The organism is Pseudomonas sp. AG1028, from assembly GCF_007993955.1.
GTDB classification, from domain to species: Bacteria; Pseudomonadota; Gammaproteobacteria; order Pseudomonadales; family Pseudomonadaceae; genus Aquipseudomonas; species Aquipseudomonas straminea.
Genome location: NZ_VIVP01000016.1, coordinates 21,721 through 34,833, shown reverse-complemented (window position 1 = coordinate 34,833; position 13,113 = coordinate 21,721). Strand labels below are relative to the sequence as shown.

At 63.7% G+C, this 13,113-nt stretch carries 7 protein-coding genes, 1 other RNA gene and 1 pseudogene; 3 read left to right on the top strand and 6 right to left on the bottom strand.

Features of this window, described 5'->3' with window-relative positions:
- Positions 1-150: 150 nt before the first annotated feature.
- On the top strand, positions 151-1,356 hold the full coding sequence (locus tag FB481_RS22465; RefSeq protein WP_372239586.1) for an OprD family porin: 1,206 nt from the start codon (positions 151-153) through the stop codon (positions 1,354-1,356).
- A 189-nt stretch (positions 1,357-1,545) separates the two neighbouring features.
- On the opposite strand, the gene ffs is transcribed toward FB481_RS22465, so the two are convergent.
- The 3 genes and pseudogenes from ffs to FB481_RS23755 form a co-directional block, all read right to left on the bottom strand.
- An RNA gene (gene ffs, locus FB481_RS22460) (signal recognition particle sRNA small type) lies at positions 1,546-1,642 on the bottom strand.
- A gap of 101 nt (positions 1,643-1,743) precedes the next feature.
- Entirely contained in the window at positions 1,744-2,523 is a 780-nt protein-coding gene (locus tag FB481_RS23760; protein WP_372239585.1) for a methyl-accepting chemotaxis protein, read from the bottom strand.
- A gap of 78 nt (positions 2,524-2,601) precedes the next feature.
- Positions 2,602-3,378: pseudogene (locus FB481_RS23755) on the bottom strand (MCP four helix bundle domain-containing protein); the annotation flags it as partial.
- A 286-nt stretch (positions 3,379-3,664) separates the two neighbouring features.
- On the opposite strand from FB481_RS23755, the gene FB481_RS22450 reads away from it, so the two are divergent.
- Both FB481_RS22450 and FB481_RS22445 read left to right on the top strand, forming a co-directional pair.
- Positions 3,665-3,943, top strand: coding sequence for an HU family DNA-binding protein (locus FB481_RS22450; protein WP_013791713.1), 279 nt, complete (start codon positions 3,665-3,667; stop codon positions 3,941-3,943).
- A 123-nt stretch (positions 3,944-4,066) separates the two neighbouring features.
- The gene (locus tag FB481_RS22445; protein ID WP_147177939.1) at positions 4,067-5,779 is read left to right on the top strand and encodes an OPT family oligopeptide transporter; all 1,713 of its coding nucleotides are present in this window, start codon (positions 4,067-4,069) and stop codon (positions 5,777-5,779) included.
- 174 nt (positions 5,780-5,953) lie between these two features.
- Here FB481_RS22445 and ligA read toward each other — a convergent pair whose 3' ends face one another.
- From ligA to smc, 3 genes are all read right to left on the bottom strand, one after another.
- Complete coding sequence (ligA, locus tag FB481_RS22440) at positions 5,954-8,320, bottom strand: NAD-dependent DNA ligase LigA (RefSeq protein ID WP_147177937.1); 2,367 nt, start codon at positions 8,318-8,320, stop codon at positions 5,954-5,956.
- Between the two features lie 99 nt (positions 8,321-8,419).
- A complete protein-coding gene (zipA, locus tag FB481_RS22435; RefSeq protein ID WP_147177935.1) occupies positions 8,420-9,247 on the bottom strand; it encodes a cell division protein ZipA in 828 nt (275 codons plus the stop codon).
- Positions 9,248-9,472: 225 nt separating this feature from the next.
- Positions 9,473-12,961 (bottom strand): chromosome segregation protein SMC, encoded by a 3,489-nt coding sequence (smc, locus tag FB481_RS22430; protein WP_147177933.1) that lies wholly within the window; start codon positions 12,959-12,961, stop codon positions 9,473-9,475.
- Positions 12,962-13,113 lie beyond the last annotated feature (152 nt).

Here is a 13,113-nt window from a genome sequence, read left to right as displayed (position 1 = left end):
CGATGACAGAAAAACGCTTCCGCCCAGGCGGCAGGACTCGTGCGTCCTGAGAAAAGGAAAATCGTCATGAAACCGATCGAAACCGCAGTTCGCAGCCGCTGTTTGCTCGCCCCCTCGCTGCTGGCCCTCGGCGTTGCTCTCGCCCTGCCGATGGGCGCCCACGCCGAGGGCTTCGTCGACGACGCCAAGGTGTCGCTGAACCTGCGCAACTTCTATATCAACCGCAACTTCACCAATCCCGAGGGCCCGAGCGCGGCGGCGCCGCAGAGCAAAGCCGAGGAATGGACGCAGAGCTTCATTCTCGATGCCCGCTCCGGTTACACGCCGGGCGTGGTCGGCTTCGGGGTCGATGCGCTGGGCATGCTTTCGCTCAAGCTCGACGGCGGTCGCGGCACCTACGGCACCGGCCTGCTACCCCGGCATGACGACGGCCGCCCGGCTGACGATTATGGTCGCCTGGCGCTGGCTGCCAAGGCCAAGATCTCCAAGACCGAACTGAAGGTCGGCGAATGGATGCCGGTGCTGCCGATCCTGCGTGCCGACGATGGTCGCTCGCTGCCGCAAACGTTCGAAGGTGCCCAGGTCACCTCCAACGAAATCGCCGGCCTGACGCTGTACGGCGGCCAGTTCCGCCAGAACAGCGAACGCAACAACGCCAGCATGGAAAACATGTTCCTGAACGGCAACAGCGCAGCCAATGACTCCAACCGTTTCAACTTCGTCGGCGGCGAGTACAAGTTCAACGGCGACCGCACCATGATCGGCCTGTGGGGCGCCGAACTGAAGGACGTCTACGAGCAGCAGTACCTGCAACTGACCCACAGCCAGCCCATCGGCGACTGGACCCTGGGCGCAAACCTCGGCTATTTCCAGGGTGAAGACGACGGCTCCGCGCGCGCCGGCAAACTGGACAACAAGACCTACTCGGGCCTGTTCTCCGCCAAGTACGGCAGCAACACCTTCTACGTCGGCCTGCAGAAGGTTACCGGCGACACCGGCTGGATGCGCGTCAACGGCACCAGTGGCGGCACCCTGGCTAACGACAGCTACAACTCGTCCTACGACAATGCCAAGGAAAAATCCTGGCAGGTACGGCATGACTTCAACTTCGCCGGTGTCGGTATCCCGGGCCTGACCCTGATGAACCGCTACATCAGCGGCAGCAACGTGCATACCGCTGCAACCGACGATGGCAAGGAATGGGGCCGTGAGACCGAGCTGGCCTACGTGATCCAGGACGGCGCCTTCAAGAACCTGAGCGTGCGCTGGCGTAACGCGAGCATCCGCCGCGACTTCAGCAACAACGAGTTCGACGAGAACCGCCTGATCTTCAACTACCCGCTGTCGATCCTGTAAGCCAGCGTACCCTTCTCCAGTGTCACCCTTTGCCCGTCCCTGCGACGGGCTTTTTCATGGCCAACGGGAAAGAACACTCGCCGGAACAAAAACGACGGACAGCAGAAAACGCCGCTGCGGTAGGTACCGAGCGCCGAAGCTGTATTTCGAAAATCGAGTGACCCGAACGGGCCTGGGAGATGGAGGCGATCCTGCCAGCCACACCCCGGCACACAATGTTCCCGCTGTGGCTGCTTCCTTCCGGATCTGACCAGGTTCACGGGTAATCGTTGCGGGGGGACCGGCAGGACCACCATAAAGCGGCTCACCATGCAGTGAGCCGGCGCCATTGTACCGGCTTGTGCCGAACTTACAACTGCTTCAAGCACTTAGCGTATATGTGCGGCCTCAGACGCGGAAGCGGCCGACCAGTCGCGCGAGGTCCCCGGACAGCTCGGACAGGCGCTGACTGGCTTGGGTGCTCTGCTGCGAGGTGTTCGCTGCCTCGTTGGAGAGTTCACGAATATCGGTGATATTACGGGCGATCTCCTCGGTGACACTGCTTTGCTGCTCACAGGCGGTGGCGATTTGGGCCGTCATATCGTTGATGCGTTGCAGCGAATCACTGGTATCGCTTAGAGCCTGATCCACACCCGCTGCCTGCTCGACACTTTCCCGGGCCTTCAAACTGCCCGAGTGGGTGGCTTTGACGGCATTCTGCACACCGCCTTGCAGGCGCTGGATCATGTCCTGAATGTCGGTTGTCGACTGTTGGGTGCGCGCTGCCAGAGCCCGCACCTCGTCGGCCACCACAGCGAAGCCGCGCCCCTGTTCGCCCGCTCGCGCGGCCTCGATTGCGGCGTTGAGGGCCAATAGATTGGTCTGCTCGGCAATGCCGCGGATCACCGCCAATACCTCACCAATGCGACCGGCTTCCTGCTCCAGCGCCTGAATGCTCTGCGAAGCACTCTCCACTTCACCAGCCAGATGACGAATGGTCTGAATGGTCGCCCCGACCACCCGCGCGCCTTCACGGGACTGGGTTTCGGCGTGACGTACGCTATCGGCTGCGCCTTGGGCACTACGCGCGACCTCATGCACCGCTGCACTCATTTCAGTGGCTGCGGTACTGACCTGATCGACCGCCGCATGCTCGCTGTTGATCAGCCGGTCATTGGTGGCGGCCATCACCGCCAGGCCTTTCGCCGCACTGGCGACCTCGCCGGTGACCCGACCTACATCGCTGATCATCGGGTGCAGCTTGTCGAGGAAACGATTGAAGCTGGCACTGAGGCGGCCGAGCTCGTCGCGTGACGATACTTCAAGGCGTACGCGTAGGTCGCCATCGCCATCGGCCAGTTGGTCAATGCGGTCGAGCAAGCGGTGTAGCGGCCGCGTGACCAGCGTGGGGAAGGCGATGATCAGCAGCAAGCAGACCAGCAACCCGCTGCCCACTGCCACACCGAGCTGCCAGCCAAGGCGTTCGCCGTGGGCAATAGCCGCTGTACCGACATCCTTGGCAGCCTGATCCTCCAACTCGCCAAGCTTGTTGATCACCTCGCGCATGGCATCGAATTGCGCCTCGCTGTCGCCGAAGCTCAAGCGGGCGGCGGCGGCCGGATCCGTGTTGATCAGTTGCATGACTTGAGCGGCACTGCGCTGCCAGGTTGCGAATGCACGTTCGAAGTCGCCCACCAGGCGCATGGCCTCGTCGCCCGGCGCCATCTGCCCATAGGCACGGACGCGGTCAGCGGCCTGCTGAACGTTTTCTGCCTGGGACTGGCGCAGATCCGCTACATGTTCTCGAGCACCATCGCTGAGCAGGCTGCGCTCGGCGACTAGCGCCTGATAGAGGTCGCGGTCGGCGTTGAGCAGCAGACTCACGCCTGGCAGAAATTGGTGAGTGAGTCGATTGCTGGCGCCAACCACCTGGCTGATGCCCCACATAGCCAGGCTGCCCATCAGCACCAGCAACAGTGCGAGGAAGATGATCGGCAGGGCAATCTTCGAACGAAACCCAAGATCGGCGAATAAGCGCAACATGGCTTCCCCCAGCAGAACCGGAATGGCTCTGGCGACTGTTTTCAGGAGAATAGCCCCATTTAAAGGAACAGAAAGGCAAACCGCCAGTATCTTTACGCGAACTTAACACCCTTGGAAAAACATGAGAAACGCTCGCAAGCGCACGGATTTGAGCAGTACGGCGGAATTAACCGGCAGCAGGTAGGTCACAATGAAGCCTGACCGATCGGGCAGTGCAGCTCTGATCGATCAACTATGAGTAGCGGCGTATCCAGCGCCAGACTTTTCATCCCCAAGGAGCAATCACATGGCCATTACCAAAGACCAACTGATCGGTGACATCGCAGAAGCTATCGACACGCCGAAGACCACCGTCCGCGCGGCACTCGATCAGCTGAGCGAGATCGTCAGCGATGCGTTGGAAAATGGTGGTGAAATCACCCTGCCGGGCATCGGCAAACTGAAGGTAAGCGAGCGCCCGGCGCGCACCGGTCGCAACCCGCAGACTGGCAAAGCCATCGAAATCGCTGCCAAGAAGGTCGTGAAGTTCGTACCGGCCAAGGCACTGACCGACGCGGTCAACTGATCCATCAGCGGGGCGTCACAAGGCGTCCCGCTGCTCTTCCCCGCAAAGAACGCCCTCCTTTAAGACTGAACCCCCGCCAGCCTGACGCCTCAAACGACGACACTCGTCAGATGCAGGCTCGCCATGCTCGCCGATCGCGAACTCACCTTCCGCGCCCTGTTTTCCGGTGTATTGCTCGGCGCCCTGCTGACGCCGTCTAACATTTATTCCGGGCTGAAAATCGGCTGGTCGTTCAACATGTCGATCATCGCCCTGCTGGTCAGCTACGGCATCTGGCAAAGCCTGGTGCGCTGGCGTCTGGGCACCGCCTGGAGCATGCGCGAAAGCAACATCAATCAGACCACCGCCTCGGCGGCCGCTTCGATCATCTCCGGCGGCCTGGTGGCGCCCATACCAGCTTACACCCTGCTGACCGGGCAACAGCTGCCGACGCTGCCATTGGTGGCCTGGGTGTTCTCGGTGAGCTTTCTGGGTATCTGGGTGGCCTGGTACCTGCGTCGCAGCATGGTCGAGGACACCCGCCTGCGCTTTCCCGAGGCGGTCGCCACCCTGGAAACCATGCAGCAGGTCTACAACCATGGCCGCGATGCGCTGCAACGTCTCTGCGTGCTCGGCGCCGCGGCGCTGCTCGGCGGGCTGGTGAAATGGGCAGATACCTTCCTATACAACCTGCCGCGCTGGTCGCCCAGTGCGCAACTGGAACGGCTGACCTTCAACCTCGACCCGTCGCCGCTGCTGATCGGCTTTGGCGGCATCATCGGCATCCGAGTAGGCCTGTCGTTGCTGCTTGGTGCCTTGATCGCCTGGGGCGGCCTGGCTCCGTGGTTGCTGAGCAGTGGCCTGGTCGCGCTCGCCGATGATGCCAGCGGCCCGCAGTTCGCTCCGCTGGTAGAGTGGCTGCTATGGCCCGGCGTGACCCTGCTGGTCTGCGCCACCCTGACCGCCCTGGCGGTGCGCTTCGTGGCGAGCCGGCGTATCGCCAGCGCCGCTGGCGATACGCCCCGGCAGAGCCCTGCCAAATTGCCGCTGCTGATGCTGGTTCTGGCGTCCTTGCTGGTGCTGACGCTGCAGGTGCTGCTGTTCGACATCGACCCGCTGATGGCGCTACTCAGCGTGCCGCTGGCGGTGGCGCTCGCCTGCATGGCCGCGCGGGTGGTCGGGGCGACCGGCATTCCGCCAATTGGCGCCACCGGGCAGCTGTCGCAACTGACGTTCGGGGTGATCGCACCGGGGCAGGTCAGCGTCAACCTGATGGCCGCCAATACCGCCGGCGGCGCCGCCGGCCAGTGCACCGACCTGCTCAATGACTTCCGGGTCGGCCACGCCATCGGCGCCAAGCCTTACAACCAGTTGATCGCCCAGTGCCTGGGCATTCTGGTCGGCAGCATCGTCGGCGTGCTGGTCTACCAGATCCTGATCCCCGACCCACAAAGCATGCTGATCACCCAACAATGGCCGGCGCCCGCCGTCGCCACCTGGAAGGCGGTCGCCGAAGTGCTGGGTTATGGCCTCGATTCTCTCGACGTGAGCATTCGCTGGGCCATGCTGGCCGGCGCCCTGGGCGGCGTGGTGTTTGGCGTGTTGGAAGCGAGCCTGCCGGTGCAGTCGACCTTCGCCCGGCTGCTGCCGAGCTCGGCGGCCTTTGGCCTGGCGTTCATCATCCCGGCGTCGATCTCGCTGATGATGGCGATCGGCGCCCTGCTCGCCTGGGTATTTCAGTCGCGCTGGCGCAGCCTCGGCGAGCGTTTCACCATCGCCGCCGCGGCTGGGCTGGTGGCCGGCGAAAGCATCGTCGGGGTCGGCACGTCGTTCTGGATGATGTTGGCGGGTGGTTGAGAACGCATTGATGAGCCACTGCTGATGGGTTGTAGCCACGCAGGCCTCGTAGCCTGGCGTTGAGCGCAGCGAAACCCAGAAAACCCTGGGTGTCGCTGCGCTCGACCCGGGCTATGCGCTGCGCAGGAGCGTCGACCTCGGCGCGAGGTCGCGGTTTCTGGAGGCGTTAAACCGTCATTCGGCAGCGATCCCGTAATCGCCCAGCTTGGCGATAAACGTCTGCTCATCAAGCACCGGAATGTTCAGCTCGGTGGCCTTGGCCAGCTTCGAGCCGGCGCCGGGGCCGGCGACCACGCAGGTGGTTTTCGCCGATACCGAGCCGGCCACCTTAGCGCCCAGGCTTTCCAGCTTGTCCTTGGCGACATCGCGGCTCATCACTTCCAGGCTGCCGGTCAGCACCCAGGTCTGGCCAGCCAGCGGCAGGCCTTCGACGACCTTCTTCTCGCTCTCCCAGTGCATGCCGAAATCACGCAGTTGCGCCTCGATGGCCCGCGCGCGATCGGCGTTCTCGGCCTTGGCGAAGAACTCGCGCACCGACTGCTTGGCTTTTTCGTTGAGGCCCTTCATGGCGCTGAGGTCGAGCCAGTCGGCGGTGATCACCGCCTGCAGCGTCTTGAAGCGCTCGGCCAGGTTCTTCGCACCAGTGGCCGCCACGAACGGAATGTTCAACTTGTCGAGCAACCCGCCGAGCGTGGTGCTGGCAGCGAATTCAGCCGCCAGCTCGCCCTGGTCCTGCAGCTCGAGGCCACGCTCGAGCAAGTGCCTGATCACCGTCTGGTTGTGCGCATCCTCGAAGAAGCTGTGGATCTCGTGGGCCACTTCCAGGCCGATGTCCGGCAGATAGGTCAGCACTTCCGGCAATGCCTGGGTGACGCGCTCCAGCGAACCGAGGGAGCGCGCCAGCACCTTGGCGGTCTCTTCACCGACATCGGGAATGCCGAGGGCGTAGATGAAGCGCGCCAGGCTCGGGCGCTTGCTGTCGGTGATGGCGTCGAGCAGCTTGCGGCTGGATACTTCGGCAAAGCCTGCGAGGCCGACGATCTGTTCGAACTCCAGGGTGTAAAGGTCGGCTGGTGAGCCGACCAGGCCCTCGTCCACCAACTGCTCGACGCTCTTCTCGCCGAGACCCTCGATGTCCATGGCGCGTCGCGACACGAAATGGATGATCGCCTGCTTGAGCTGGGCGGCGCAGGCCAGGCGGCCGACGCAACGATACACGGCACCTTCGCTGACGGTTTCGCGGCCCTTGCTGCGTTTGATCAGTTGGGTGCGCTCCACCGCCGAGCCGCACACCGGGCACTGCTCCGGCACCGCCACCGGGCGCGCGTTCTCGGGGCGACGTTCGGTAACCACCTGCATCACCTGGGGAATCACATCACCCGCGCGGCGGATGATCACCGTGTCGCCGATCATCACCCCGAGGCGCGCCACCTCGTCCATGTTGTGCAACGTGGCGTTGGATACCGTCACACCCGCCACTTTCACCGGCTTGAGCCGTGCCACCGGCGTAACAGCGCCGGTACGGCCGACCTGGAACTCCACGTCGAGCAGCTCGGTGAGCTCTTCCATGGCGGGAAACTTGTGGGCGACGGCCCAGTGCGGCGTACGGGCGCGAAAGCCCAGCTGCTGCTGGTCTTCGATGTTGTTGACCTTGAACACCACGCCATCGATGTCATAGGGCAGGCCCATGCGTCGCTCGCCGATATAGCGGTAATAGGCGAGGCAGTCTTCCACACCCTTGGCCAGCTTCAGTTCGGGGCTGATGGGAATGCCCCAGGTTTTCAGGCGCTGCAGCATGCCGACCTGGGTCGGCGCCGGCTCGGCGCTGTGTTGGCCGAGGCCGTAGCAGCAGAACTCCAGCGGGCGGCTGGCGGTGATTTTCGAGTCCAGCTGGCGCAGGCTGCCGGCCGCGGCGTTGCGCGGGTTGGCGAAGGTCTTGCCGCCGATCTCGGCCTGAGCAGCGTTGAGACGTTCGAAACCGGCGCGGGACATGAACACCTCACCGCGCACTTCCAGCACATCCGGCCAGCCACTGCCCTGCAGCTTGAGCGGCACGTTGCGAATGGTGCGCACGTTGACGCTGATGTCTTCGCCGGTGGTGCCGTCACCGCGGGTGGCGCCGCGTATCAGCTTGCCGTCACGGTACAGCAGGCTCACTGCCAGGCCGTCGAGCTTGGGCTCGCAACTGTATTCGACCTCGGCACCGCCGCCGAACAGATCGCCGCCCTGCACACCGAGACCGTTCTGCACGCTGCGATCAAAGGCCCTCAGGTCGTCTTCTTCGAAGGCGTTGCCAAGGCTGAGCATGGGCACTTCGTGGCGTACTTCGCCAAAGGCGCTGAGCGCTTCACCGCCGACGCGCTGGGTCGGCGAATCGGGCGTCACCAGTTCCGGGTGCTCGGCTTCGAGGGTCTGCAGTTCGCGGAACAGGCGATCGTACTCGGCGTCGGGCACGCTCGGCTCGTCGAGCACGTAGTAGCGGTAGTTGTGCGCGTCCAGTTCGTTACGCAGTTCGAGGATACGTTGGGCGGAATCTTTCATGCGGGTCATTCTCGGCGGGCCACGGCCAGGGCACAGAAACGAAAAACCTCAAGCCAAGCGCTGGACTTGTAGCTTGAGGCTTGTCGGTGCCGCTTTCTTTCAGCGTTTTTGCGTCAACAGGCGGCGTTCGTATTCGACGATGCGCTGACGGTAATGTTCGATGGTTTGCGCGGTCAGCACGCTGCGCTGATCGTCCTTGAGCTCGCCATTGAGTTCATGGGCCAGCTTGCGCGCTGCAGCGACCATCACGTCGAAGGCCTGCTTGGGATGGCGCGGGCCTGGCAGGCCGAGGAAGAAACTCACCGCACGAGTGCTGAAGCCTTCGATGTCGTCCAGGTCGAAAGTGCCAGGTTTCAGGGCGTTGGCCATGGAGAACAGCACCTCGCCGTTGCCGGCCATGCTCTCGTGGCGATGGAAGATGTCCATCTCACCGAAACGCAGGCCGCTTTCCAGGATGTTTTGCAGCAGCGCCGGGCCCTTGAAGCCTTGCTCGTCGCGGGCGATGACGTTGATCACCAGCACTTCCTCGACCGGCGGCAGATCCTTGTCGCTCTGCTTGGCGGAGACGCTGGTGCGCGCGTCATCTTCATCGTCCACCGGGCTGAGCAGCGTCGGCACCGGCTCATCGGCGGTCAGATCCAGGTCGCCCTGGCGCGGCTCGCCGCGACGGCGGCTGTTGACGTCACGGGCGCTCATCGACGGCAGATCGTCTTCGTCCAGCGAGGGTTCATGGTTGCGCTCGACCACCCGGGGCGGGCTGAGCACGTCGGGATCGCCTTCTTCATCGGGAAGATTGGACAGGTTGCGGTCGAGCCGGAACTTGAGCTTGCCCTTGCCACCGCGCATCCGCCGCCAGCCATCGAAGAGGATGCCGGCGATGACGATGATACCGATGATGATCAGCCACTCGCGTAGACCGAATTCCATGAAATGTCCTGACCCCTAAAGCAAAAATTGATGAAAAAAGGCGTCCTGGCCCGTAATGATGACCTTGAAACGTGGCGCCAACTCCATGTTCTGAATGGCGTTTTCCCACGTGCAACAAAAGTGGGCGTTAAGCTAGCACGACGAAAGGCAACTTTACACCGGCAAAACGCTGTAAAACCGCCACTGCGGCCGGTTTTTACGCGACAAAAAACCTGTTTGGCCTTCTTAGCTGTCCACCATCGCCAAAGCCTCTTCGACATCCACCGCAACCAGACGCGAACAACCGGGTTCGTGCATCGTCACGCCCATCAACTGGTCGGCCATTTCCATGGCGATCTTGTTGTGGGTGATGTAGATGAACTGCACGGTTTCCGACATCTCCTTGACCAGCCGCGCGTAACGCCCGACGTTGGCATCGTCCAGCGGAGCGTCCACTTCGTCGAGCATGCAGAACGGTGCCGGATTGAGCTGGAAGATCGAAAAAACCAGCGCCAGCGCCGTCAATGCCTTCTCGCCGCCGGACAGCAAATGGATGGTGCTGTTCTTCTTGCCCGGTGGACGCGCCATGATGGTCACCCCGGTATCGAGTAGATCTTCGCCGGTGAGTTCCAAATATGCGCTGCCACCGCCGAAAACTTTCGGGAAAAGCGCCTGCAGGCCGGCGTTGATCTGGTCGAAGGTTTCCTTGAAACGATTGCGGGTTTCCCGGTCGATCTTGCGGATGACGTTTTCCAGGGTATCCAGTGCTTCGACCAGGTCGGCATTCTGGGCATCCAGGTAGCGCTTGCGCTCGGATTGCTGCTGGTACTCCTCGATGGCCGCTAGGTTGATCGCGCCGAGCCGCTGGATGCGCCCGGCCATCTGTTCCAAGGCCTGTTCCCAGGCCGCCTCGCTGGCGTCCTCGGGCAAGGTGGCGAGCACGCCGTGCAGATCAAAGCCCTCTTCCAGCAACTGGTCCTGCAAGGCCTTGCGGCGCACGTTCAGCGACTGCCATTCCAGGCGCTGCTGCTCCAGCTGGCCACGCAGCATTTGCGATTGCTGTTCGGCCTGGGTGCGGCGCTTCTCGGCATCACGCAGTTCGCGATCGGCATCTTCCAGCGCGAGGCGCGCCAGGCGCAGTTCCTCTTCGACGCCCATGCGCCGCTCCAGCAGCTCCTCGAGTTTCAGGCGCAACTCTTCCAGCGGTGCAGCACCCTCTTCCAGGTTCAGGTCGAGCTGCTCGCGCTTTTCCGTGAGGCGCTCGGATTGCAGCTCGAGGCGTTCCAGGGCCTGACGAGTGGAATCGTGCTGAGCACGCAGCGAGCCCAGGCGTACGGCCAACTGGTGGGCGTGATCCTTGTGCTGACGGGCCTCCTGGCGGACACGATCAAGCCGCTCGCGCAAGGCATCGCGGCTGGCCAGCAGGCTTTCGCGCTGCTCGGTATCCAGGGCCATGCTGTCGAGGGCGTCCTGCAGGTACAGGCGTGCCTCACCCAACTGTTCGGTTTCCATGGCCCGCTGCTCGGCCAGCTCCTGCTGCTCGGCCTCGATGCGCCGACGCCGCAGCAACAACTGCTCGGCCTTGGCCTGACCGGCTGACAGCCGCGCCTTCAGCTCGCCCAGGCGGCGCGCCTGATCCTGCAACTGGCGGCGCTGCTGCTCGCGCAATTCTTCTTCCTGACGCTGGCGCTCGCGCAGGGCCTGCAGGCTTTCCTCCAGCAGCGCCAGCGCGGCCTCGCGCTCGTCCCGCTCCAGGCCCAGCGTCTCCAGCTCCTGAGCCCGGGCCAGGACGCCGCTCTGCGCCTCGCTGGCACGCCGCACCCGCAGGAAGTGCCGGCCAACCCAATAGCCATCGCGGCTGACCAGGCTTTCGCCGGATGCCAGCGTGGCGCGTTCTGCCAGGGCCTGATCGAGGTTTTCGACAGGGCGCACGCGGCCCAGCCAGGGCGCCAGGTCCACGGGTGACTCGACCTTGTCCAGCAGGCTGCCGGGGATGCGCTGGCTATCGCCGGCCGCCGACACCAGGCGCAATTCGCCCTGCTCAAGGGCGGCGAAATCCAGCCCGCCGAAATCATCCTGCAGCACGGCCTGCAGGTCGGCACCGAGTACGGTTTCCACCGCCAGCTCCCAGCCGGCTTCCACCCGCAGGCCTTCGGCCAGGCGCGGGCGCTGATCGAGGCCGTTGTCGCGCAACCATTGCGCCGTGCCCTTGCCCGGATCCAGCGCGGCCTGCTGCAAGGCTTCCAGCGACGCGAGGCGACCATCGAGGCGTTGCAGCTCGCCCTGGGCCTGCTGCTGGGCCTGACCGGTGTGTTGCAGTTCGTCACGCAATTGCTGCAAGCGTTCGGCCTGCTCGGCTTCCTGTTCCTGCAATTGCTCCAGATCCAGCTCGCCGACCGCAATCTCCTCGCCCAGCTCGATGATCGCCGCATCTTCCGGGTCGGCCGCCAACTGCTGCAGCTCATCGCCCAGGCGCCGTTGGCGTTCACTGAGGCGCTCCAGGCTCTGCTCCAGTTGCTGGATGCGCGACTGCTGCACTTCGGCCTGGCGACGCGGCTCGGCGCTGCGCTGGTTGAAGGCGTCCCACTGCTCCTGCCAGCTGTGCATGCCGGTCTCGGATTCCTCCAGGGCGGCGGCGGATTCCTCGGCAGCCGCCGCGGTGATTTCCTGCTCCGGTTCGAGCATGGCCAGTTCTTCGCCGAGGGTCGCCAGCAAGGTGCGGTCATGGCCCAGGTGCGATTCGGTTTCCAGACGCGCGCGCTCGGCTTCGCGCAGGTCGTCCTGCAGCTGGCGCAGGCGTTGCTGGCCATGCTGGATGCTCTGCTCGACCCGGGCGATATCGCCGCCCACCGAATAGAAGCGCCCCTGTACCAGGTTGAAACGCTCGGACAGATCATGGTGGCCATCGCGCAGCCGTTCGATGCTGGCGTCGGCGTTGCGCTGCTCGGCCACCAGCGCCTCGAAGGAAACTTCCTGATTGCCGATCACCGCCTCGCGCTGGCCGACCTGCTCGTTCAGCGTCTGCCAGCGCAGCGCGGTCAGCTGCGCCTTGAGCTGACGCTCCTCGGCCTTGTATTCCTGATACTTCTCGGCCGCCTGGGCCTGACGGTGCAGGCGCTCGAGCTGGCGCTCCAGCTCTTCACGCAGGTCAGTCAGGCGCGCCAGGTTTTCCTGGGTGCGGCGGATACGGCTCTCGGTCTCGCGGCGGCGTTCCTTGTACTTGGAAATGCCCGCCGCCTCTTCGATGAAGTTGCGCAGCTCCTCGGGTTTGGCCTCGATCAGCTTGCTGATCATGCCCTGCTCGATGATCGAGTAACTGCGCGGGCCCAGGCCGGTGCCGAGAAAGATGTCGGTGATGTCGCGACGACGGCATTTCACGCCGTTGAGGAAATAGGTGTTCTGGCTGTCGCGGGTCACCCGGCGGCGAATGGAGATTTCCGCAAAGGCTGCGTACTCACCGGTCAGGGTGTTGTCGCTGTTGTCGAAGATCAGCTCGATGCTGGCCTGGGTCACCGGTTTGCGGGTGTTGGAGCCGTTGAAGATGACGTCGGTCATCGACTCGCCACGCAGGTTCTTCGCCGAGCTTTCGCCCATCACCCAGCGCACGGCGTCAATGATGTTGGACTTGCCGCAGCCGTTAGGCCCGACCACCGCCGCCATGTTGCTGGGGAAGTTCACCGTGGTGGGATCGACGAAGGACTTGAAGCCTGCCAGCTTGATGGATTTCAGGCGCACGGGCAGGCACTCGCCGAGACGGCAACCGGATTGGCAGGGAGGTCAGCGGCGCACAGCGTCATATAGGTCCTTGAGGCGCGATGCTTGGAGAGCGTGAGGCCTGGCCAATGGCCAGAAGGGGCGGGAGTTTAGCACAGCCAAGGCTCCAGCAA